This window comes from Streptomyces sp. NPDC001380, assembly GCF_042895785.1.
Classification (GTDB): Bacteria; Actinomycetota; Actinomycetes; order Streptomycetales; family Streptomycetaceae; genus Peterkaempfera.
In genome coordinates, this window is record NZ_JBIAWP010000024.1 from 1 (window position 1) to 21908 (window position 21908).

At 77.1% G+C, this 21908-nt stretch carries 9 protein-coding genes; 6 read left to right on the plus strand and 3 right to left on the minus strand.

Annotated elements, in window-relative coordinates; genetic code table 11:
- Positions 1-110 (minus strand): transposase (locus ACFY07_RS24160; protein ID WP_390868505.1); only part of this gene is annotated, 110 nt, incomplete at its 3' end.
- A gap of 611 nt (positions 111-721) precedes the next feature.
- Positions 722-1168, minus strand: a complete 447-nt coding sequence (locus ACFY07_RS24165) for an anthrone oxygenase family protein (protein WP_390871550.1) — start codon at positions 1166-1168, stop codon at positions 722-724.
- A gap of 88 nt (positions 1169-1256) precedes the next feature.
- Here ACFY07_RS24165 and ACFY07_RS24170 point away from each other — a divergent pair, with 88 nt between their 5' ends.
- Positions 1257-1835, plus strand: coding sequence for a TetR/AcrR family transcriptional regulator (locus ACFY07_RS24170; RefSeq protein ID WP_390871552.1), 579 nt, complete (start codon positions 1257-1259; stop codon positions 1833-1835).
- Positions 1836-2686: 851 nt separating this feature from the next.
- Here the strand turns inward: ACFY07_RS24170 and ACFY07_RS24175 are convergent.
- Positions 2687-5620 (minus strand): peptidoglycan-binding protein, encoded by a 2934-nt coding sequence (locus ACFY07_RS24175; protein WP_390871554.1) that lies wholly within the window; start codon positions 5618-5620, stop codon positions 2687-2689.
- Positions 5621-5774: 154 nt separating this feature from the next.
- On the opposite strand from ACFY07_RS24175, the gene ACFY07_RS24180 reads away from it, so the two are divergent.
- The 5 genes from ACFY07_RS24180 (at position 5775) to ACFY07_RS24200 (ending at position 21699) form a co-directional block, all read left to right on the plus strand.
- On the plus strand, positions 5775-9437 hold the full coding sequence (locus tag ACFY07_RS24180) for a DUF6603 domain-containing protein (protein WP_390871557.1): 3663 nt from the start codon (positions 5775-5777) through the stop codon (positions 9435-9437).
- Between the two features lie 155 nt (positions 9438-9592).
- Positions 9593-14371: a hypothetical protein gene (locus ACFY07_RS24185; protein ID WP_390871559.1), complete on the plus strand. Its 4779-nt coding sequence runs from the start codon at positions 9593-9595 to the stop codon at positions 14369-14371.
- Complete coding sequence (locus ACFY07_RS24190; RefSeq protein ID WP_390871562.1) at positions 14368-18876, plus strand: hypothetical protein; 4509 nt, start codon at positions 14368-14370, stop codon at positions 18874-18876. The genes ACFY07_RS24185 and ACFY07_RS24190 overlap by 4 nt, the downstream gene beginning before the upstream one ends.
- A 17-nt stretch (positions 18877-18893) precedes the next feature.
- Positions 18894-20594, plus strand: a complete 1701-nt coding sequence (locus tag ACFY07_RS24195) for a hypothetical protein (protein WP_390871563.1) — start codon at positions 18894-18896, stop codon at positions 20592-20594.
- A 364-nt stretch (positions 20595-20958) separates the two neighbouring features.
- Entirely contained in the window at positions 20959-21699 is a 741-nt protein-coding gene (locus ACFY07_RS24200; protein WP_390871565.1) for a hypothetical protein, read from the plus strand.
- The last annotated feature ends 209 nt before the right edge of the window (positions 21700-21908 follow it).

Genomic DNA, 21908 nt, shown 5'->3' on the forward strand with positions numbered 1-21908 from the left:
TTGTGGATGCCGAGGTCGCGGGCGACATGCGCGACCGGCCGGCCACTCGAGCGGACCTCGCGGACGGCGCGCTCACGGAGCTCATCGGGGTACTTCCGGGGTGCTGGCACTGCTGTAGTTCTCCTTACGCCTGGATCGTAACCCAGGCTTCAAGGACTCCACGAAAATCAGTGCAGCTCAGTACGCCTCGGCGATGCTGTCGTAGTCGTTGACCCTCGGCGGATCCGCAGGCGCAGCAGCCGGCAGGACGCCCCCGGTGCGGCCGGCCTGCCCGTGCTGGTTGTCAGAAGTCATGGTGCGAGAGACGTGGGCCCCACCGGTCCGGTTCCTGGGCCGACCGTGGAGACGTCTGCCGGCAGGGCCCGTCTGCGACTGCGGATCGACCGGAAGGTCTTCGGGCGGGCCTGGGTGCAGTCGACCCGCACGTGATCACGGGACCGCACTGGAGCCGGGGTGCGTGTCGGGTCGTGGTCAATGGGCGGGTCCTCCCCTCGTGCCGAGCCTCGATCCGGTGGGTCGTCCTGCGTGATGTGTACGCAGCGGGCCGGGCCAGGAGCCAGGAGTCGCGCAGGCCGTCCGGGGCGTCGGGGGCGTCGTCCGCCGGGATCGCGGTTGCGGGCTCTGAGCGGCAGCTGCATTCCCGGATGCCGGGATTGCGGTGGCCGGCTGCCGCCCTGGGATCGGGGACCGTGCGCCGCCGGCGCGGTGTCGGCCCGCAGGCTCAGGTGAGGGCGGCGACGAGCAGGGTGAAGGCGCCGATGATGACGGCGACGCGGCCGTAGTGGTAGCGGTCCCAGCGGTTCAGCTGCTCCTTCCAGTCGGCGGGCCGGTTCTCGGGGGTCCACGTCCTGCCCCGGTTGTTGATCGGGACGAGCAGCAGGATCGACATGATCACGCTGAGGACCAGCAGCGCGCCGGCGGTGACGACGAGGCCGGTGCCCTGGTGGTGCCGCCCGGCGAAGGCCCAGACCGCGACGAGGACGAGCGAGCCGATGTACCAGACCGGCATCACGGCGCCGAGCATCCGGCCCCCGTGGGCGCGGCCGAGCCGGCCGCTGTCCTCGGGGAGCGTGTTGAGGATCGGGTTGATGACGAAGGCGACGGAGAACTCCACCCCCACCATCACGCCGACGATCACGGTGGTGACGACCTCGAGTGCGTCGAACATGATGCCCCCTGGCATCCAGTGCCGCTAGGTGATGAGGCAACGCTGGTATTGCCGCCGCTTGTTTATCTAGCGGTGCTAGGATCCAGTCGTGTCGGTACAGGAGCGCAAGCAGCGCGAACGGGCGGAACGCGAACGCCTCATCGTGGCGACGGCCCGCGAACTCGCCGAGCAGCAGGGCTGGGACGCGGTCACCACCCGCCGCCTCGCCGAGCGCATCGAATACAGCCAGCCCGTCCTCTACAGCCACTTCCGCGGCAAGCGCGAGATCATCGGCGCCGTCGCCCTCGAAGGCGCCGCGGAGATGGCCGCGGCGGTGCGTGCCGCGACCTCCGCCGCGGACGGCCCGCGCGAGCGGGTCGCCGCCCTCGCCCGCGCCTACCTCGGCTTCGCCGCACGCAACCCGGCGGTCTACGACGCCATGCTCCAGCTCGACGGCGGCCTGGCCTTCGCGGACGAGGACACCCCGCAACCTCTGAAGGACGCCTTCGCAGCCCTCCTGGAAAGCCTCGGCGAGGTCGCCGGGGACGGCGTCCACCCGGGACTGTTCACCGAGGTGTTCTGGGCGGCCCTGCACGGGCTGGCCACCCTGACCCGGGCGGGACGGCTGCCGCCGGAGGAGACCGAGGCGAGGGTGGAGCTGCTGGTGGACCGGCTCGCCAAGGTCTGACACACCGTCCCGGCGGGCACGCAGCCAGGGCCCTCGGGCTCCGCCGCTGCCTGCCTGCGGCATCGCCTCCGGCCGCTCGCCCCCGCACGGCGCAGCCGCGGACCGCCGGGCCCCGTCCCCCGGACGGGCACCCGCCCCGCACGCTGCGATGGTCGTCGACCACGGCCCGGCGCCCGCCCCAGGGACCGTCCGGAGTCGTGGCCGATGGGCGTCCTGGGCAGCCGGGGCGAGCGGCGGTCCGGCCGCTGCTGCCGGTGCCGGGACGGCTGGAAGGCCGGGCTCCGGGCCGACCGCGGGGGTCGCCCCCCTCGGTGCAGGCCGCTGCCCGGTGCCCGCCGCCTGCCGGGGGAGTGTCCACTGGACGGCTCCGGCCCCCGTCCGGCGCTGACGCAGAGCGGCGGGACCGGCCGTCCGCCGTGTCAGCGGGCAGGCGCGTCCCCGGGCACTCCTGCGACGGCGCGCGGCGCCGCGTGGCCGGGGCGGTGTCGGTGCGGGCGGTGAAGCACGGTGCAGGCGCCGTCTGCGGTGGGGAGGCCGCCGCGGCGTACCGTGCGGTTGCGGCGGCCCGGCTCCATCGGGCGCGGGTCCGCGGCGAAGGCCCGGGTTTCCGTGGGCGGGCTCGGTGGCCAGGCGGGGGAGGGGCCCCCGAGACGGCGGTGCTGCCCGTCGCGGCGGCCGCAACGGCGGTGGACGCGGCCCACGTTCTCGTGGGAGCGCACGGCGACCACCTGCCCGCGCTGCACGGAGGTGTCCTGCCTGCGTACCCCTCCGAAACGCGGCCTGGCGCCCCGTCAACCCGTTCCGTGCAGGGCGGTGCGGCGGGGGGCCGGGCCGTGTCGGTTCCCGCCCCGTCAGGGGCGGATCAGGGAGCCTGCCCGGTCGGAGAGGCGGCCGAGGTAGGCGTCGTTGTACTCGACGGCCAGGCGGACGCTGTTCTGGAAGGAGCCGGCGGTGGGGGCGTTGTCGATGAGCCACTGGGCGAGGGCCTGCTGGCGGGCGTCGGCGCCGGCGGCGGGAAGGGCGCCGAGGTCCACGCGGCCGGTGCCGAAGACGGCCTCGTAGGCGCCGCGCGCGGCGTGGACGGCGCCGTCGGCGGCGATGATGCGGTCGGGGCGGTTGACATGCCAGCGCAGCAGGGCGGCGACGGCCTGCTCGCTGGTGAACACGTCGCCGAAGCGGGCCACGGTGCCGTCGGCGCGGAAGGGGCCGGTGGCGTCCGGGCCGGTGGCGGACTGGAAGTCGCGGCCGAGCAGGGTGCGCAGGCGGATCAGCGCGAAGAGGTACTGGGAGTGCTGGAAGCGGCGGCTGTCGCGGGCGACGGTGAGCAGCCGGTGCAGGACCCGCCAGCTGCGGAACCAGTCCAGCAGGTAGGCGTCCTTGGCGCCGCCTCCGGTGGCGGGGGTGAAGGGGAGGGCCTGGTGGGGCTGGAGGACGCCGTCCTCGTCGTGCAGGCCGTACATGGCCAGGGTGCCGGTGAGCTTGGCGCGGTTGACGGAGTCGTCGGGCTGGGTGTCGTTCCAGCCCTCGGCGATGCCGATGCCCCAGGAGCCGAAGTCGCGGTCGAAGTCCTCGGGGTGGCGGGTGCGGTAGTGGCTGAGCATGGCGGGGAGTTCCCAGCGGCCGTTGGGGCCGAGGGTCCAGTGGTACATGCCCATGGAGAGGCGGGCGATGTCCCAGCAGTTGTGGACGTCGAAGTAGCCGTACATCTCGACCTTGGCGATGGCCCGGACCACCCGGTACTGGGAGGCGACGACGGGGATCGCGGGGGCGTCGGGGTCGGCGCAGTTGTAGGGGGTCATCTGAGCGGAGGCCCAGGTGCGGTGGATGTACCTGTCCGGCATCTGGACGGGGCCGCCGCTGCCCTCGTCGATCCAGGAACCGAGCACGACCGGGTCGTAGCCCTCGGAGCCGAGCTCGGGGGCGGGCACGGCGCCCTTCTCGACGGCGTCGAACCACTGGCGGCGCAGGTAGTCGACGGCGCAGACGACCAGGCCGGAGTCGGTGACCTGGTTCCAGGTCCACACGTCGTCGTCGACGACGGCGCCGAGTCCGGCGTTGGTGTAGTGCTGGGAGCGGACGCGCAGGGGGTTGAGCCGGATCGGGGTGGTGCCGGCCCCGGTGAGGCCGGAGGCCTCCGCCCACAGGGCGAGGACCTGGGCGGTGTCGTGGTCGAGGACGCCGTTCACGGGGCCGCGGTGACGCATCGGGGCCGGTTCGGTGGTGTCCACGGCCGGGGGACCCGGCGGGACGTCGCGGAACAGGCGGGTCTGCCGCGCCTCGATCTGGAACTCGCGCAGGGCGACGGCGGTCCGGCCGCCGAAGTCTCCGTCCGCGGTGCCGACGACGGTGAACCCGAGCGCGATCAGGTCGAGTTGGAGGCGCTTGACCGGTCCGGGCGCCCCGTCGGGGCCGGGCGCCGGATCCCTGGCGCCGAGCATGAGCGGACCGCCGCCCCAGCGGGCCAGCGGGTCGACCAGGGGCCAGCCGTTCAGGACCCAGCCGTCGCCGGTGAGCCCGGCGCGCAGCCAGGCGGCGAAGCGGTCGGCGATCTCCTTGAGCACGGCGGCGCCCCAGGGGCTGTCCAGTTCGTGGTCGATCTCGCGGTCGATCTCGGCGAACCTGATCCTGCCGATGCCCGGCAGGTCGTGGACGACGCTGTCGTGCGCCTCGGGGAAGGCGTCGAGTGCCTCGGTGTGGAACCTGGCACGGCGGTAGCGGGAGGTGTAGAGCAGCGCGAAGGCGGCCTTGCGGACGGCCTTGCGGATGTCCTCGGCGGCGGTGGCGCCGAGTGCGCGGGCGCCGGGGCCGCCCGCGCCGTCCTCCTCGTCGGCGATGCCGGGGACGACGCGGGCGAGGAAGAGGTGGAAGCGGTTGGCGCAGTGGACGGCGGTGCGGTCGGCCGGCGGGTGCGCCAGGTCGTAGTAGGAGCGCAGCAGGTCGGTGACGGGGGTCTGCGAGGTGGTCGGGGAGGGGTCCTTGAGCTTGGCGAACTCCTTCATCAGGACCACGGCGTCGATGTCGCCGATGAGGTCGTCGGCGGCGCAGCGGGCGGTGACGGCCTGGTCGAGCCAGGGCAGCGGGACGGCGGCGACGGCGGCGGGGTCGGCGGATTCGACGAAGGGCGGGGCGGTGAGGGGGGTGCCTGCGGCGAGGGCGGCCCGGCGGGCGCTCATGCGGGCGTCGTTCCACTCGGACCACCAGGAGCAGAGGTCGCCGGTCCAGCTGAGCAGGCCGGTGACGTCGGCGAGGCCCGTGTCGACGGCGTGGGCCTTGCAGGTGAGGCCGTTGCGGGCGCGGTCGGCGAGCACCCACAGGTGGGAGAGGTCGACGGGGGGCAGGTCGCGGCGGACCCGGACGGCGCCGGTGCGGAAGAGGTTGTCGAGGGTGCGCTGAGGGACGTCGGCGGTGGTGACGGGGGTGTCGACCCACGTGTCGCCGCTGGTGTCGAGGACGGCGTCGAAGAGGGCGTTGCCGGTGGCCCTGCCGTAGTACAGCAGGCGGACCCGCTGCACGAACTCATCGACGTCCCAGGTGGTGGCGCGCTCCAGCTCGTCGAGCCAGGCCAGGTAGTCGGCCAGGTCGACGACGTAGCCCTTGTGCTCGCGCGGAAGCGCCACCGGGCCTCCGTACCAGCGCTGTTCGGGCTGGGTCCGGCCGACGCGCACGGCCGCCGCGGTCAGTGCCGCGACGTCCACGACGGGTGGGGGCGGCGGGGCTGCGGCGAGGACGGGCGGCATGGCGGGCTCCCCGTGGTGGCGTGGTGGCGTGGTGGCCGGTGACGTCAAAGATCTGTGTGTCTGTCAGATTGCCATAACCGTAAGGATTATGTGAGTCTGGCGTGGATCAGCGATGGCCGATGTGGGTTCTGTGCAAGAGGGTTGTGCACGGGACGTGCGCGGGTCGGTGAAGTCAACGCCTGGGGGAGCGATGACGGTTCGGGTGGATCGCGCACTGGCCGAGGCCGCCGCGGAACTGCTGCGTCCGGTCCTGGCCGCCGCGCACAGTCCCGCCGACGCCGTGCAGCTCTTCGAGGCGCTGGACTGGGACGTCTCCGGCGTGGCCGGCCTGTACGACGCGCTGGCCGGGGGGTTCACCGCCTGCGGGCTGGCCGTGGACGAGCTGACGCCGCTGCTGGAGAAGGGCCCGAACGACGTCGCGGAGGTCGCCGCCGCGCTGGATGCGGCGGGGCGGGCGGCGCTCGCGCTGCGCAGGGCGGCGCAGGCGTGGAAGCCCCCGGCGGAGGTGACGCCCGAGCAGGCCGCCGCCCTCGTGCAGGCCTTCGTCGAGGACCTGTTCGACGCCCTGCTGGACCGCTGGCTCCAGTCCCGCTTCCCGTGGCTCGCTGCGGCGCTGCTGCTGCTCGGCGTCCGCACCCTCGACCAGGAGCCCCCGCTCGCACTCGGTACGACGGTCGTGCGCAGGGCGGCGCCCCGGCCCCGACTGCACCTGGACCGGCTCGGGCGGGCCCTGGCCGAGCCGCGCGCGGTGGTGCTGGAACACGCCTTCCGGGACGGCCCGTCCGCCGCCCTGGTCGCCGACCGGATCGGTCCGCTCGTCGCCGAGGCCGCCCGCCAGCTCGGGCTCGGCGCCGTGTACGGGATGCCCTCCGCCGCGGGCGACCCGCTGCTGACGCCCGAGGCGCGGGCGGCGGCGCAGCGGCTGCTGCGGATCTCCCTGGGCGTGCCCTTCGGCGAGCCGCCGCGCGCCGCGGACGGCTCCGGGGCGGACGGCACCGCCGCGCTCACCCTCACCGCGGGCCTGGGCGACGGGCCCGCCGGCATCGTCGTCGCGGTCGTCCTGGCCGGGGCCGTGGACGCGCGCTGGACCTTCGGCGACTGGACCGTGGAGGCCCTGCTCCAGGCGGTCGCCCCGGCCCTGCTGATCGACCGCGACACGGTCGCCCCGGCCTCCGCCGACGACGGCTCCCCCGCCCCGGCCGGCGAGGCCCGCGGCCGGGTGTCCTTCACCGCCGCCCCCCAGGACGGGCCGCTGCTGCGGATCGGCCCCGCGACCGGCACCCGGCTGGAGATCGACGCGCTGACCGCCACGGTCACCGCCCTCGCCGCCGCCGGCCACCCCTTCTCCTTCGCCGCCGGACTGCGCGCGGGCGGCGCACGCCTGGTCCTCGGCGCCGACGGGGACGGCTTCCTCGCCCGCGTCCTGCCCGCCGACCCGCTGACCGTCGCCCTCGACCTGGGCGCCGAGTTCAGCCCCGGTACGGGCCTGCGGTTCACCGGCTCGGCCGGTCTGGAGCGCACCGTCCCGGTCGCCCTGGAGCTCGGCCCGGTCCGCATCCCCCGGGTGCGGGTGCGGTTCGCCGTGGACTCCGCCGGCGTCGCCTTCGAGACCGCCGCCGACCTCGGCCTGGACCTGGGCCCGCTCCAGGTCTCCGCCGCCGACCTCGGGCTGCGCCTGGAGGCGGGCAACGCCGCCGGGGGCGCCGGCAGTCTGGGCCCCCTCGCCGCCGGGGCCACCCTGAAGCCGCCGGCCTCCTTCGCGCTCACCGTCGACTCGGGCCCCGTCTCCGGCTCCGGCGCGCTCATCGCCGACCGGGCGCGCGGACGCTACGCGGGAGCCGCCCAACTGGGCATGGACCTCGGCGGCCACGCGATCCGGCTCTCCGCCCTCGCCGTCATCGACACACGGCTGCCCGACGGCAGCCCGCTGCGCACCCGCGACGGCCGCGAGACCTGGTCGCTGCTGCTCCTCGCCTCCGGCACCTGGTCGCCCGGCTGGCAGATCGGGCTCGGCTTCGCCCTGTCCGGCCTCGGCCTGCTCGTCGGCGTCAACCGGGCCGCCGACCCCGAGGCGCTGCGCGCGGGCGTCAGGACCAAGGCCCTGGACGCCCTGCTCTTCCCCGCCCCCGCCGCGGGCCCCTCCGGCAGGCCCGACCCGACCGCCCTGCCCGAGGTCCTCGGCTCGCTCTTCCCCGCCGCGCCCGGACGCTACGTGGCAGGCGTCATGGGCAGGCTCACCTGGGGCGCGAAACCGCTCGTCACCGTCGACCTGGCGCTCTTCCTGGAGTTCCCCGCACCGCTGCGGGCGGGCCTGGCCGCGCGGATCACCGCCGCCCTGCCCGACCCCGGGGCCCCCGTGGTCCAGCTCCGCATGGACGCGGTCGGCCTGGTCGACCTCGGCGCGAAGACCGCCTCCCTGGACGCGGCCCTGGTCGACTCGAAGATCGCCGGCTTCCCGCTCACCGGCGAGATGGCGATGCGGCTCCAGTGGGGCGCCCGGCGCCGGTTCCTGCTCTCCGTCGGCGGCTTCCACCCGCGCTTCGACGACAAGCCCGCCGGCTTCCCCCAGCTGCGCCGCGTCGCCCTCGACCTCGGCCGCGGCGACAACCCGCGCCTGCGCGCCGAGGCCTACCTCGCCGTCACCGCCAACACCGTGCAGCACGGCGCCCGCCTGGAACTGCTCGCGTCCAAGGCCGGCTTCACCGTCGAAGGCCACCTCGGCTACGACGCGCTCGTCCGGCTCTCCCCCTTCGCCTTCGAGGTGGACGTCTTCGCCACCGCCGCGGTCAGGCGCGGCTCCAAGGTGCTGATCTCGGTGGGGGTCGAGCTCAACCTCACCGGACCCGACCCGTGGCGGGCCCGCGGCAGGGCCCACGTCAAGGTCTGGTTCGTCTCGGTCTCGGTCTCCTTCGACGTCACCTCCGGAAGCCGGACCTCCCCCGTCCTGCCGAGGACCGTCGACCCGCTGGCCGACCTGCGCAGGGCCCTGTCCGACCCGTCCTCCTGGTCGGCCGCCGCCCCCGGCGCGGACCCGGTCGCGCTGCGCCGCGTCAACGCCCGCGCGGGCGAGGTCCTGGCCCACCCGCTGGGCTCGCTCGCCGTCTCCCAGCGGGCCCTGCCGCTCGGCCTGACCCTCGAACGGATCGGCTCCGACCGCGTCGCCGCCAGGGCCGCCTACGACATCACGGGCGTTCGCCTCGGCACCGGCGCGCAGGCCCGCCCCGGCAGTCTCGGCGCGGCCCTCGGCGACTCCTTCGCCCCCGGCCAGTTCCTCGACCTCGACGACGCGGCCCGCCTCAGCCGCCCCTCCTTCGAGACCATGCGCTCCGGCTACCGCATCGCCTCCGCCGGCCTCCGCTGCGCCTCCGGCACCGGCACCGGCGGCGTCCCCCTGACCGCCTTCAGCGAGGTGGGCTACCGCACGATCACCAGGGACACCCCCGACCCGGCCGTCACCCGCACCGCCCCGGCGGGGAAGACGGCGCCGGCCGGGAACGCGGTACCGGCCGGAGACGCGGCACCGGCGGAGGCCCCCGCCGCGGCCGGGGACACCGACGCGGCCGGGGACACCGACGCAGCCGCGGAGGTCGCGCGGACCGGGCGGGCCGCGGCGGTCCGGACCGAGCCGGTCCGGGCGGCGGACCTGCCGGTCCTCGCGGAGGCGGGTGCGGCGGCGGGTGCCCGGCACCGCTTCGCCGCCTCCGGCCCGGCCCTGGCCACCGCCCCGCTGCGGTACGCCGCCCCTGGAGGCCCCGCCGGGGGCACCGGCTACACGGAGGCCGTGCAGGCCGCCGACGGCCTCCGGGTGACCGCCCTCACCGCCGACCTGCTCCTGGCCGCACGCAGGCTCCCCACGCCCGCCTGACACCCCCGCCGTCCCGCACGCACACCCCCGCACCGGCAACCCCCGGGCCGCGCTCCCGAACCACCCCGCGCCCCGCCCGGCCAGCACCGTCCCGCGTCCACCCGCACCACCACCCCCGCCGTCGCTGCGGCGGCCGACCCGGCAGGAGACACAGCGTGAGTGGAGGGCTTCGGTTCCTGCCGTGGGTCCGTGACGGGCTGGCCGGCGGGATCGACGGGCAGCCGGGGGACGGGACGGGCGGCCGAACGGGGACGGCGGTCGGGCTGACCGTGTCGCGCGGCGGGGAGGAGCTGGACGGCGGCGCGGTCCGGGTGACGCTGCTCGGCCCGGGCGACGTGACGGGGCTGGACCCGGCGCAGGTGGTCCGCTCCTTCCCGGCTCCCGGCAGCGCCGACGCGGAGACCACGGGCTTCGCCGCGGTCGAGTTCGCCCGGCCGGACCTGCCGTGGCTGTTCAGCCCCGGCGTGCCGGACGCGCGGGGGCGGTTGCGGCCGTGGCTGGTGCTGGTGGTGCTGCGGGAGGACGAGGCCGTCCTGGACACCCCGGCCGGGCGCGCCCCGGTGCTGTCCTGCCCGGCCTCCGCCCTGCCCGACCCGGCCCGCTCCTGGGCGTGGGCGCACGCCCAGGCGGTGGTGGAGGACGCCGCCGACGACCCGGCCGTCGTACTGCGGGACCACCCGGAGCGGTGCTCCTCCCGGCTGCTGTGCCCGCGTCCGCTCACCGAGGGCGTGCGCCACCTGGCGGCGGTCGTGCCCGCCTTCGAGGCGGGCCGCCGGGCCGGGCTGGGCCTGCTCGGGCCCGACGACGACGGCGGCCCGGCCGCCGACGCCTGGAACGTGCACGCGAGCGGCCCGGTCACGCTGCCCGTCTACCACCACTGGAGCTTCACGGCCGGGCCCGAGGGCGACTTCCAGACCCTCGTCGAGCGGCTCGCGCCCCGGCCCGCGACAGGCGTGGGCGCCCGGCCGCTGGACGTCACCGGCAGCAGCCCGATCCCGGTCGCGGAGGGCGACCCGGGCGCGCTCACCGTCCTGCCCAGCGCCCTGCGCGCCCCCGGCACCCTGCCCGCCTGGCCGCTCCGGACCGCCTGGCGGACGGCCATGCGCCCGCTGATGACGGCCACCGACCGGCTCACCCCGCCGTTGTACGGCGGTCCCTACGTGCCCGCCGGACTGCCCGCGCAGGGCCAGGGCCCCGCCTGGCTGGAGACCCTCAACCTCGACCCCCGCTACCGCGCCGTCGCCGCCCTGGGCGCCCGCATCGTCCGGGACCACCAGGAGGAGCTGGTCGCCGCCGTCTGGGAGCAGGTGGTCCGGCTGCGCGACGCCAACCTCGTGCTGGGCCGGGCGCAGCTGGCCCGCGACGCGGGCACCGCACTGTACCGGCGCCGGGTCACCGGGGCCGGCCTGGTCCCGGCCGCCGGACTCACCGCCGCCGCGAGCGCGCGCCTGTCGGACGCTGCCCTGCTCGCGGTCACCCGACCGGTGCACGACCTGGTGCCGGGCACCCCGACGGCCGCCCCCACCGCGGCCGCCCCCGCCGCCCCGACGGCCGCCCCCGCCGCGGCCGCCCCCGCCGCCCCGACGGCTGCCCCCGCCGCCCCCGCGACCGTCGCCGACCTGCTGGCCGGGGAGGCGCCCGCGGTGGCCGCCGCGGTCACGCCCGCGTTCCGGCGGGCGGTGCGCGGCCCGGTCTCGCTGGGCGGGAGGCTGGGCGCGACCGCGGACGGGACGGTGACGGAGCTGGCGGCGCGGCGGGTGGACCCGGTGCCGCCCGCCGTTCTGCCCGCGGGCGCCGTGGCCGACGCGACGCTGCGCGACCCGCGGGGGAACCCCCTGGACCTGGCCCTGTTCGATCCGGGCCTGCAGGCCGCCGCGGACGCCTGGTGGAAGCCGCCGACGGCTCCCGCCCCGCTGCCGCCCGCGACCGGCCCCCGCGTGGCCATCACCTCGCCGGTCGTGAACGGCCTGGACGGCTCGTACGTGCTGGGCAGCGACAACAGCCTGTACGAGCTGACCCGGGGCAGGTGGCGGCGGCACCCCTCGGAGCTGTGGGGCGACGTCTGGTACCTGGGCGGCGGGCTGGCCGCGTCGACGACCGAGCGGCGGGTCTTCACGCTCGCGTCCGGCTTCAGCAGCATGCGCCGGCTGATCGAGCGGCGCTGGGAGGCGGACCGCTGGGTGTGGCGGCAGCACCCGGAGCTGACCGGCTCCTGCGGGGCGCCGGCGGTCGCGGCGGGCTCGCTGTGGCTGCTGGTCGGCGACCAGCTGGCACAGATGGACCTGTCCACGGACACGTGGACGTACCACGGCAAGCCCTCCCAGCTCCAGGGCTCGACGATGATCTGGCTGGACCCGGACCGCGCCCCGGGCGTGCTCGCGGACGGCTCCTCGGTGTTCGTGACCACCCAGTGGGGCACGCTCTACCAGCGGCAGCGCGGCACGGACGGGGTGTGGCGCTGGTACGAGCGGATCTGCAAGGACCCGGCCAACCCGACCGGACCCGACCTGTACTTCGGCTCGGCCCCGGTCCCCTACGGCTCGGCGGGCGTCCGGCTGGCCGAGCGGGCCTGGACGGAGCAGGCGGTGACCCGGCTGTGGGAGTACCGGGTGTCCGGGGGCTGGGTGAGCCGGGGCGCGCCGCCCGCGAACGCGGGCCTGCTCGGCAGCGCGCTGGGCGTCTCCGGCGGCACCGGCGCCAACCACATCGTGCTGCGCAACGGCGCCGCCGCCACGGTCACCGGCCTCGACGGCGCCACGCCGGCCTGGACCACCTTCAACATGGGATCCCCCAGCACCACCGTTCCGCCGACCGAGGCCAACCCGGCCGCGGGGATGGTGTACTGGGTCCAGACCGACGGCAGCCTGGTCGTGGGCGGCCTGGGGCGCAGGCTCGGCATCGGCCTCGGGTTCCCCGCCGACACCTCGGGCAGCGGCGACCCGGACGGCGCACCGAGGGCGGACCGCTGGCGCTTCGCGCCGCCCGTGGGGGTCTTCGGCTCCCTGGTCGTGGCGCACCTGGACAGCCCGAGCGGCCCGAACCAGGTGCGGTACCGGGTCGGCCCCGACCTCGGCTTCGACGGCCGCCCGCGCGCCTCCTGGGGCCCCGCCGACCCGTACGCGGGCCCGGTCTTCCACGAGGAGGCGAAGGGCCTGGGCACGGCGCTGGCGGACCTGACCGGCAACGGGCGGCCGGACCTGGTGGTGCTGACCGTGGAGCCGCAGGCCGACGGCACCCGGCGGGCCGTGTACCGGGTGGGGCGGGACCTGGACGCGGCCGGCACGGCGACCGGCGGCTGGCAGGGTCCGTTCACCGTGCCGGACCCGCTGCCCGCGATCCAGGCCTGCGGCATCGCGGTGACCGACCTGGACGGCAACGGCCGCCCCGAGCTGGTCCTCGCCTACGCCTTCCAGGGCCGCATCGCCTACCGCGTCGGCTGGTCCCTGGGCGCCGACGGCACGGTCGGCGACGGCTGGGGCCACAGCACGGACGTGCCGTGGCCGGTGACGGCCGAGGTGACCGGGCTCGGCATCGCCGTCACCGACCTGCTGGACGACGACGACTGCGCCGACCTGGTCGTGGTCGCCGCCACCCGCAACGGCGCCGGGGACCGCGTGGACTACCGCGTGGGGCGCCGCGTCAACCGGCGCGGCCGGGTCACCGGCGGCTGGACCGGCGCCTCCTCCCTGGGCGGCGAGCCCACCGGGACCGTGCCGCACCAGGGCCTGGGGGTGGCCGTCGCGGACTTCACCGGCAGCCGCCGCCCGGACCTGCTGGTGTTCCGCATCGAGAACCAGCCGGACGAGAACCGGGGCCTGTACCGGATCGGCTTCGACCTGGACAACACCGGGCGGGCCGCCTGGTGGGGCCAGGAGAACCCGGTCGCGGGCTGGTGGGGCCGGGAGAGCGCGGGCGCGGCCGTGGCCGTCGCCGACCTCGACCCGGCCCTGGTGGCCCGCCGCCAGGCGGTGGCGGAGCGGTTCGTGGCGGCGGCCGTCCGGCACCAGGCGCGGGTCTCCGCCACCCAGGAGCTGACCCGGTCCGTCCCGGCCGCGACGGTGCCGATCGCACAGGCCGCCACCGCGGTCCGGGCCGCCCTGGACCCGGGTGTGCAGGTCACCCGGCGGGCCCTGGCCCAGGTCGCCCTGGACGGGGCGCCGCTGAGCCCGCCCGCGGGCGCGGACCCGCTGCGCCCGCTGACCGCCGCCGTCGGCTTCGACCAGCCCGTCTACGAGCTGCTGCGGGCCCTGGACCCGGAGCACCTGCTGGCCGGCGGGGAACTGCTGCCCGCGGACACGCTCACCGTGCTGGAGACCGACCCGGCCTTCCTCGAGGCGTTCCTGGCCGGGCTCAACACCGAGCTGAGCCGGGAGCTGCTCTGGCGGGAGGTCCCCGTGGACCCGGCCACGACCTGGTTCCGCACCTTCTGGGACGTGCGCGGGGCGCGCCCGGCCGAGGCGACCGACATCACCCCGATGGACGGCTGGACCGCCGGCGAGCTCGGCTCGCACACCACCGGCGTGGGCGGACCCGGCGAGGGCGCCTGCGTGCTGCTGATCCGCGGCAACCTGCTGGACCGCTACCCGGCCGCGGCGGTCACGCTGCGCCGCGCCGCCTGGTCGGCGGGCGCCCGGGTGATGCCGGAGGGCGGCCAGGAGCTGCTGCCGCTGTTCGGGGCCCGGCTGGGGGCCGGCACCCGGCTCCTGTGCTTCCCCGTCAGCGCGGCGCAGGCGCGCGGCACGGACGGGGACGCGGGCTGGTTCGTGGCCTTCCGTGAGCCCCCGGCCAGTCTCCGCTTCGGCCTGGACACCGGTGCCGAGGAGCCCGCGGACCCCCTCAACGCCGCCCACTACGCCCTCGACACCCTGCAACGGCCGGTGTGCTGCGCGGTGCACGCCGGCGACATGATCCTCCCGGAGGCTGCCCGGCCATGACCACGCCCATCCCCGCGTCGCCGTGGACGCTGAACACGCAGTGGCCGCTGGCGCTGCTGCCGGTCCGGGTGGAGACCCGCTTCGACGGCCCGGACAACGAGCGGCTGCGTATCCGCGTCTTCCCGGACACGCTCCACGTCGACAGCCACGAGCCGCCGCTGACCGCGGAGGAGACCGCGGCGGCCCGCCGCTACTGGGAGGACGCCTGGCGTTCCGCCGGGGAGCCGGGACGGCTCGCGGAGGCGTGGAGGGGCCTGACCGCCCTGTTCGGGCCGGGCCGGGCCCGCTGGATCGCACAGGTGACGGAGCCGGACCCGGCCGGCCGTCCCGCCGCGCCGCTGCCACCGGACGCGCCGCTGCCCGTGACGCCGGTCTTCCCGAGCCCGAGCACCCGCCCCGAGTCGTGGACCCGGCCCGCGGTGGCCCGGCTGCTGCCGGACCGCTGGTGCGCGGTGGCGGTCTCCGGGAGCGTCCGGGCCGCGGGCATGTCCGGCCACGACGTCCGCCGCGACCTCGTGGTGGGCCTCGACCCGGGCGCGGACCTGTCCCAGGTCCCGGACACCGCGCCGCCGGTGGACGCGGCGGGCCGCTGGATGACGGACTACCAGGCGGCCGTCGAGGCGGGCATGGCCCTCACCCTGGACCTGCCGCCGGAGCTGCGCGAGCGCGTGGACCGGCTGCTGGTCTTCGGCGTCTCGCAGCGCCCGGACGCGGCCCGGGGCGCGGAGGAGCTGGCGGCCCTGCTGGAGGCGCACGCGGCCGCCGACGGGCTGGCCCACCTGCCCCCCGGAACGCCCACCAACAACACCGACGGCGCCCGCTCCGGCTTCGACCCGGCCGATCCGGGACAGCCGGTGTGGCACGCGGACGCGGTGCCCGGCCCGGCCACCGAGGCGGGACGGCTGGCGCGGGCGCTCGGCATCGCGCTCGCCCACGACGCCCGCGGCCCGCTGGCCGCGGCCCGCAACGCGCCGCCGCGCGCGGGCGCGCCGACCGCCCTGTCCCGGCTGCTGCCGCACGGCCCGGCCGACGCGGACACGGCCCGTACCGTGCAGGCCGCCACCTGGTCCGCGACCTGGGGCTACTTCCTGCGCCACATGCTGGCCGGCTCGGTCCCGCCCGCGGTCGTGGAGCGGGTGCGCGGCCACTACCTGGACTGGGTGCGCGCGGAGGGCCCGCTGCCGACGCTGCGGATCGGCAGCCAGCCCTACGGCGTGCTGCCGGTGATGGAGACCGGGGAGTGGGCGGCGCTGCCGGGCGAGAGCGACGACCGGGCGGGGCTGGCGCTGTTGGCGCGGCTGCGCTCGGGCGTGTGGAAGCCGTCGGCGGCACGCGTGCCGCGCCTGGGCCGGTCCGCGCGCCCCGAGGAGAACCTGGTGGGCATCCTCGGCGCGGGCCCGCGCGCCCTGGAGGTGCGGGCCCGCAGCGTGCTCGGCGAGGAGTACGTCATCTGGCTGTGGCGGTTCCTGCGGCTGCGGCTCGGCAAGGACTGGCGCAGCCAGCTGTTCACCGGGCCGATGGCGCTGCTGCGCACCCTGGAACTGGCCGGGGAGCCGCCGCTGGCGCGGGCGGTGTTCGCCTCGGGCTCCTTCCCGCTGCACACCCCGCTGACCGCCGACGGCACCGGACCGGACACCCCCGACGCCTATCTGGCGGGCCTGGCCGCGCGCGGCCTGCTGCCGTCGGCGCTGCTCCGCGAACCGCAGACGGCGGCCCGCCCGCTGCTGCACCGACTGGCCCGGACCGCGCTGCTGGACGAGTTCTCCCGCTCCGCCGGGCTGCTGGGGGCCGTGGAGCCGACCGAGCCGCAGCTCATCGACATCGCCGAGGGCGAGACCACCGCCACCCTGGAGCGCCGCCTGGCCGCCGCCCCGCCCCGGGGCGCCTCCACCACGGGCCGGGACGGGCTGCCGCCCGCGTCGTCCGCGTCGGACCTGGACGCCTACCTGTCCCTGGCGCTGCCCGCCGACCCGGGCGGGGCCCGGCTGGGCGAACTGCGCGCGGCGCTGGCCGCGACCGCCCGGCTCGCCCCCGAGCAGGCGGCCCGCCACCTGGCGGGCGTCCTCGGCCTGGCCTCGCACCGCCTGGACGCCTGGATCACATCCTTCGCGACGAAGCGTCTGGAAACCTTGCGCCGGACCTTCCCGACCGGTGTGCACACGGGTGCCTACGGCTGGGCGCTGGACCTCGCCCCCGCCGGACGGCGCCCGGCCGTGACCAGGCTGCCGGCGGACGAGGCCGGGCCGCTGTCCGACGGCGGCGCCGCCACCGGCTACGTGCTGGCGCCCTCGGTGGGGCAGGCCACGACCGCGGCGGTGCTGCGCAGCGCGCAGCGCTCGCACGACGGGCAGGCGTTCGCCGTGGACCTGTCCTCGCGCCGGGTGCGGCTGGCCCGCACGCTGCTGGCGGGGGTGCGGGCGGGCAGGCCGCTGGGCCTGCTGCTGGGCGGCCTGGCCGAGCGGGCCCTGCACGAGCACCCGCGCGGCACCCTGGACCGGTTCCTGCCGACGCTGCGCGCGCTCGCCCCGGCGCAGAGCACCCTCGTCCCGCCCGACGGGCAGGTCTCCTCGGGCGGCGCGGCGGGCGTGCTCACCGACGGCCTGGCGCTGCACCTGCGCCACCGCGACGGCCTGCTGCCCTGGGGCGGACCGGCGCCCGCGCCGCCGCCCGGCGGTCCCGTGCCGCCGCCGCTGCCCGCCTCCGGGGACGACCGCACCGCCCTGGAGCAGGTGCTGACGGTGCTGGCCGACGCCGTCGACGCGCTCCACGACAGCCTCCTGGCCGAGGGCGTGCACCAGGTGGCGCAGGGCCGCCCGGAGCGGGCCGCGACGGCCGTGGACGCGCTGGCCCGCGGCGAAGTGCCGCCGGGCGAGCTGGAGTTCGCCCAGGGCCCGCGCAGCGGCGACCCGGTCACCCACCGCCTGCTGCTGGCCGCCAACCAGGCCCCGGTGAGCCGCGCCGACTGGCCGGCCGCCGTCGGCGACCAGCCGCGGATGACGGCCGCCGCCGCGGCCGACTCGGTCGCCGCCGCGCTGCTGCCGCTGCCGGCCCGGGTCCGCTGCGTGCTGCACTGGGAGCCCCAGGGGGACGGGAGCCCGGCGCCGCTCCCGCCGGCGGTCGTGGCCGAGCTGACCCTGGACCGGCTCGGGATGTCCGCGATCGACCAGGTGATGCTGCGCCGTCAGGGCCTGGCCGTGGACGACACGGCGGAGCTGGAGCGCCGGATCGTGCTGGCCGCGTGGGCGTACGCCCGCCCGGCCGACGCGGACCTGCGCGCCTACCGGCTGCGGCTGGACTTCGGCCGGCTGCCGTCCTGGCCCGCCGACGCGGTCTCCGTCACCGAGTTCCTGGCCTGCGTCGGCGGCGTGCGCGAGCTCCTGCTGCGGGCCCGCCCGCTGACCGCCGCCGATCTGGTCCCGCCGGGGCAGGAGCCGCCCGCCGACGAGCAGGCCGCGGCAGCGGCGGCCCAGGACACGCAGAACCGGGCCGACTTCGCCCTGGCCCATCTGCGCGCGGCCCTGGCCGCGCTGGGCGGCCCGGACGCCCCCGAGACCACCGAGGAGAACCTGCCCGCCGTGCGGGCCGCCCTGGTGCGGGCGGCGGGCGCGGGCATCGCCGGGGCCGTGCCGCCGCCCGCGGGCCCGCCCGGCGAGAAGGAGGCGGTGGCGCAGTGCGTCACCGCCGCCCGCGCCGAACTGCTGCGCCGCCTGGCCGCCCACGACGCGCTGACCGCCGCCTTCGCCGCCGACCACGCCACCGCTCCGGCCGGCTCCGCCGAGCTGGCCGGGCACCACCGGGACCGCCTGCACGAACTGCTCGACCCGGACCTGCCGGTGCTGCCGCCGCTGATGGCCCCCGCCGGCACGGGCCTGGCCCCGTCCCTCGACGACACCGCCCTGCAGGGCCCGCCCGGCTCGGCGCACCGCTGGCTGCGCCAGTACGCCCGGGTGCGCGGCGGCGCGGCCCGCTGGCAGGACGCGGCGGACTTCGCGGAGATGCTGGACGCCCCCGTCGCCGACGCCCCGCGCGAACGCCTGCGCATCGCCCAGCTGCCGTACCGTGCCGGGGACGTGTGGTGGGGCGCGGAGAGCACCTCCCGCCCGGCCGGCTCCGGCCGGCTGTCGCTGGTGGTGGCCGTGACCTCGCCCGGCCGGCTGGACCTGTCCCGGCAGCTCGTCGGCCTGGCCCTGGACGAGTGGACCGAGACCGTGCCCGCGCCGCGGCAGACCGCGGGCCTGGCTCTGGAGTACGACGCGCCCGCCGCCGCACCGCCCAACACGGTCCTGCTGGCCGTGCCGCCGCACCAGGACACGGCCTTCTGGACACCGGGCGCCCTGGAGCGGCTGCTGCACCAGACCCTGGACCTGGCCGCCGTCCGGGCCGTGGACCTGGACCTGCTGGAGGCCGCGGGCCAGTTCCTGCCCGCCGTCTACCTCGGCCTGAACACGGACGGCCTGGCCGTCTCCACCGACCTGACCGTCGACGCCGCCCCGCCGGCCGGCTGACCGAACCGGGAGTCCCCGTGCCCCAGCAGCCGTCCATCACCTCCTGGACCCGGATCGAGCCGCGCACCCGCGCCGCCGACATGTCCCCCGGCCTGGCCGCCGCCACCGCGGACCCGCTGTGGCTGCTCGCCCGGCAGTGGCAGGTCGGCGAGTTCCACGGCGAGGACGCCGGCTCCCCGGTCGCGGTCCGGGTACGGGCCCAGGCCGCGCCGCTCTCCCGCTACCGGCCCGAGGGCGGCCCGGTGCCCGGCTCGGTGGCGCCGATCGACCCGACGCTGCCGCTGGAGGCCGTCGTCGAACGGGAGCCCGCGGCACTGGCCCACGACCGCCGCACCGCCGTCCAGCTCGGCCTGGACTTCCTGCGGTCGCTCCGGGCCTGCGGCGCCGCTCCCCAGATCATCGCCGCAGTGCTGGCCGCCTACCCGCTGCCCGCGCCGCCGCCCCCGCCGGCCGACGGCAGCGGCGTCCCCGCCGACGACGACACCCGCGGCTACCACGCGGTGGCCGTCGGCCGCGTCCCGGACGGGCTCGCGCTGCTGCGCGAGCGAGGCCCCGCCCGCATCGGCATCCCGCAGGACCAGGCGAACGCCGTCGGCCACGCCGTCCACGACTGGCTGGCCACCCTCGGCGTCCCCACCGTCGCCGAGACCCCCGGCCGGGCCTGGGACCAGGACCGGCTGGAGTACGCCTTCGCGGTCGCCGCCCGCGACGACACCGCCGAGACGGTCCTGGCCGCCCGCGGCCACCACGGCCACCGCCTGGACTGGTCCGACCTGGACGTGCGCGAGGGCGCCTCCCTGGGCACCCCCGCCCCGATCGACGCGGTGCCCTCGGCGGCCGTCGAGAAGGTGGTCCGCACCGTGCTGCCGGCCGTGGCCGCCTACCCCGGCATGCCCGCCACCCGCTGGTGGGAGATGGAGGACTCCCGCGTCTACTGGGGCGGCGTCACCGCAGAGGGCACCGACCTGGCCCGCATGCTCGTCGCCGAGTACGCCACCGGCTACGCCAACGACTACTTCCTGGTCCCGCTCGACCTGCCCGTCGGCAGCGTCACCCGGATCGGCTCCGTCGTGGTCACCGACACCTTCGGCGAGCAGGTCCTGATTCCCCCCGCAGGCCCGGACTGGACCCTGTTCAGGCCCAGCGTCCAGCCCGCCACCGCCGGCGCCGTCCGCCCCGCCGCGGACCTGCTGGTGCTCCCCGCCGGCGTCATCGACTCCCTGGACGGCGACCCCGTCGAGGAGGTCCTGTTCGCCCGCGACGAGGCCGCCAATCTGGCCTGGGCCGTCGAGCGCAGCGTCGCCGGCCCGGCCGGCCGCGCCGTCGACCTCACCCCGCCCCGCACCGCCGCCGCCCCCGCCGCCACCACCCCCGGCGCCGTCCTCCACTACCGCCTCAGCACCGGCGGCGCCGACAACTGGGTCCCCCTGCTGCCCGTCCCCGACCCCGACCACCCCGGCCGCACCCTCCTCCTCCGCCTCGGCGCCACCGCCCGCGGCGCGATCCTCGACCGCGGCACCCCCATGGCCGTCCCCGAGGACGAGATCCCCCCCGGCGGCACCCGCGCCGTCCGCCACTGGCAGCTCGCCCGCTGGACCAACGGCAGAACCGTCCTCTGGCAGGCCCGGGCCCGCAGCGAAGGACGCGGCGAAGCCACCTCCGGCCTCCGCTACGACCTGCTGGAGCACCCGGCACCCCGACCTGCCGCCAACTCCTGATCGCCACCGACCCCTTCACGCGCCCGCGGCGGCACACCACCGCCCTGCCGGCTGCCGGGAGTCCTGCACCTGCCCCGGCCTGGCCGTTCCGCCGCTTTCCACGGCCTCTTCGCCAGGCGGTGCGGCGGTGCTCGTCGGTGAGTCCGCCGAGCACGCCCCGGCGCTCGGCGCTCGGCGCTCGCCGCGCTGTCCGGGTCCCGGTGCGGCAGGCGCCGGTGCCGGGCGGGCCGGGTCCCAGGGGCGGCCGGGCACTGCCGGCGCGGGGCGGGACGGCGGCGACGACCCGGTCCTCCGGTGGATCCCGGGTGCCGGTTGTGGGCATGCTGGACACAGGTCGGGGGCCGTCGGGAACGAGGTGACGCAGATGCTCGACCTGTCGTCCAGGCTGTCGCGACGTCCCGAGGTGCGGGGACGGGCTCCCTGGCCGGACCACGAGTACGTCCGTGGCTGGGGCGTGTTCGGCCTGCCTTTCGACTCCGGTCACGTGCTCGCGCTGCGGGTGTTCCCGGAGGGCTCCTTCGCCCCTTTCCGCACGCTGTGGCATCGCGATCCGGGCGGCAGGTGGTCGATCCACGTCGACGGGGAGCGGCTCGACACGGCGTGCCCGCGGTACTACGGCGCCGCCTGCGACCACACGGGATTCGCCCGGATCGGTCTCACCTGGACGGGCCCGGCGTCCCTGAGGGTCACGATGGACACGCCTGCGGTGGACTGGACCCTCACCGCCCACGTGACCAGGCCCCTCTCGCTGCTGAACCGCGCCGGCGCGGTGCTGCCGCCGGCCACATGGCGCCCCCGCCCCCTGGTGGGGGCTCGCGAGCTGGCGGCCCGCGCGCTGGGGCTGGGCCGCCTGCGGATGTCCGGGGTGATGCCGAGCGGCCACAGCGGGACCCTGATGCCGCAGCAGATGTACTTCATCGACGAGGCCCGCGCCACGTTCGACGGTGTCGACCTCGGACACCCCGTCCGGCTGCGGGAGAACCCGCGCATCGGCGACGTCCCCCTGCCTGCGCGCGGCGTTCTCGCCGTCGGCCAGGCCGTCTGGCGGATCCAGGACCGGGCCGAGTACGAGCGCACGCGCTCCCTGACGGCCCGGCCGTCCTGAGCCGCCCGGCCGTCCTGAGTGGAGGGCTCGGGCGGCCCCTCCGGCTTCACCCACGAGGTGATGTTCCGACGGTGCCCTGACTGCCAGGAGCACAACATCGTGCGCGAGGGCGGCTTCGTCTGCGTCTTCTGCGCCGGCGATCTGCCGGAGGCGTGGAACGTGGATCCCACCGCGTAACGGCCGAGGGCCACAGCCACTCGTTGATGGCA